Annotated in this window: 2 protein-coding genes; one reads left to right on the top strand and one right to left on the bottom strand. The window is 65.0% G+C overall.

Going from position 1 to position 2,168, the window contains the following annotated elements:
- Positions 1 to 154 precede the first annotated feature (154 nt).
- A complete protein-coding gene (locus tag AUC71_RS12165) occupies positions 155 to 1,570 on the bottom strand; it encodes a M48 family metalloprotease (protein ID WP_069624479.1) in 1,416 nt (471 codons plus the stop codon).
- 195 nt (positions 1,571 to 1,765) lie between these two features.
- On the opposite strand from AUC71_RS12165, the gene AUC71_RS12160 reads away from it, so the two are divergent.
- On the top strand, positions 1,766 to 2,168 hold a 403-nt coding region (locus AUC71_RS12160), incomplete at its 3' end, for an aminotransferase class I/II-fold pyridoxal phosphate-dependent enzyme (RefSeq protein ID WP_244500939.1).

The following is a 2,168-nucleotide window of genomic DNA, read 5'->3' as shown; positions in this document are numbered from 1 at the left end:
CACCCGGAGCGTCGACGACACCGGGGGCGGCGCGCCAAACGATGAGAACGGTCGCGGCGCTCACGATGGCGGCAACGACGGCGGCCACCAGGGCGGTGGCGAGGCCAGTCTTAGGGGTCATGCTCAACTCCGGAGGTTAGAGGTCTTCGTGGCGCTATTTGCGCCCAGGCAATTCGAAGGCGAGAATATCGTTGGCCCGGATCCAATTCGGCGTGCCGTTCGGCAACCCATCTTGGGCCCGCTTGGCCTGCTGTTTGGCCAAGGCCAGGCGCCCTTCATAGAAATAGGCTTCGGCTGAGGCAAGCGATGCTTGGGCATGAAATTGCGCTTGGCGCCGGAGCTTGGCCAGGTCGGCCTTGCGGGCGTAGGCCGAGGCAAGCTGGCGGTAGCCCATGGCCGAGGTGTTTTCGCGCGCAAGCGCAGTGCGCAGGTTCCGAATGGCCTCGTCGAGATAACGGTTGTCCTGGGTTCCGAGCAGGGCCTGCCCCAGCATGATCTGGATCAGCGCCTCGTGGGGAGCGAGTTCGACTGCCTTTCGGAGCGGCGAAATGGCTTCCGCACCGCGGCCGCTCTCGAACAGGAACTGGCCCTTCAGCTCGTAGAAATAGGGCCAGTCCGGCTGTGCGGTGATGAGTTGGTCGAGCAGCGGCATGGCGACTTGCACGCCCGACTGCCGATAGGTGGCGATCGCCCGGGCGTAGACGCTCGGCAGCGACGTGTCGCTTTGCGGATAGCGATTGAAGGCGATCTCCGGCTTGTCGAGGAAACCGGAGAGCTTGGCCCGGATGAGATCGTGGCGGAACTGAAGTTCCGGCGGATCCTTCACCTCATAATAGGGACTCGTCTCCACCAGAGTACGGAGCTGTGAGATACGAGTCTGCGGCAGGGGATGGGTCATCAGATAGGGATTGATGCCCTGGATACCGCGTAGCTTGTTGGCCAGCACCTCGAACGTTTCCAGCATGCCGAGGCCCGATTGCTTGGTGGCGTCCAAGAACTTCATGGCGGCCTGGTCCGCCGACGACTCTTCGGTCTGCCGGTAGGAGAGCAGGGTCCGCATGGTCGCGTCCGTGCCGCCCATGGCCGCGCCCATGCCGACTTGGGCCGCACCGGGCGCGCCGGCAATCGCGCCGCCCGCCATGGCCGCCAGCCCGAGAAGCTGGAGCATGAGCGCCGTCGACTGTGCCTTGGAGACCTGATTGCGCAGCCGTGCCAGATGTCCGCCGGTGATATGCCCGGTCTCATGCGCGATGACGCCGATGACCTGGTTGGGCGTGTCCGCGATCATCAGCGTGCCCGCATGCATGAACATGTTGTGCCCATCCACGACGAAGGCATTGAAGTTGCGGTCGTTGACGATGTGAATCTTGACGTTCTGGGCGCCAAGCCCGGCGGCGCGCAGAATCGGTTTGGCGTACTGGCGGATGAGCGCTTCGGTCTCCGCGTCGCGGATGAGGCCGGCCGCGTTGGCCGCGCTCGGAACGGTGAGGCTCGCGATCAAGCCGGCGACAAGCGCCGTGCGCAATGGCGGCGGACTGAAACGGGAGCGAGTGTGAACCAGGGACGGCATGGTCGGATGTGATCGTATAGGCTTGCGCAGAACGGGCAAAGACGCCTGTTTTCTTTTGCCTTCTTAAGGCATTAGGTTGGCACGCCGCTGCCGGCCCCCGCCGATTGCCAAGCTCGACGTGCTTGACTTTTGATTGCGGCGACAACGTGACAGAAGCCGCCTGCCGCCGATCAACAACGCGCGAGGACGCCTCCGGTGAGTGACAAGTCTGAGAGGCATGGGTTGCCGCGACCCCTCGCGCAGACGCGCGCCATCGATCCCTTCATCGTCATGGACGTGATGAGCGAGGCGAATCGGCGTGAGACGGGCGGCGAGGACATCATCCATATGGAGGTCGGCCAGCCTGCCACGCCCGCCCCACGGGCGGCCCGCGAGCGCGCGCAAAGAGCCCTGGCCGAGGAGAGACTAGGCTACACCGAGGCGCTGGGCCTGCCGGCTTTGCGCGAGCGCGTCGCCGGTTATATGACCGAGCGGTACGGCGTTCGCGTCGGCCCCGAGCGCATCGTCGTCACCGCGGGCTCTTCCGCGGGCTTTGTACTCGCCTTCCTCGCCCTTCTCGAACACGGTGACGCCTTCGGCCTGCCGTCGCCCGGCTACC

It is taken from the genome of Methyloceanibacter marginalis (genome assembly GCF_001723295.1).
GTDB lineage: Bacteria > Pseudomonadota > Alphaproteobacteria > Rhizobiales > Methyloligellaceae > Methyloceanibacter > Methyloceanibacter marginalis.
Note: the sequence above shows the minus strand (reverse complement) of the source record. Positions and strands in the feature narration are given on the sequence as shown.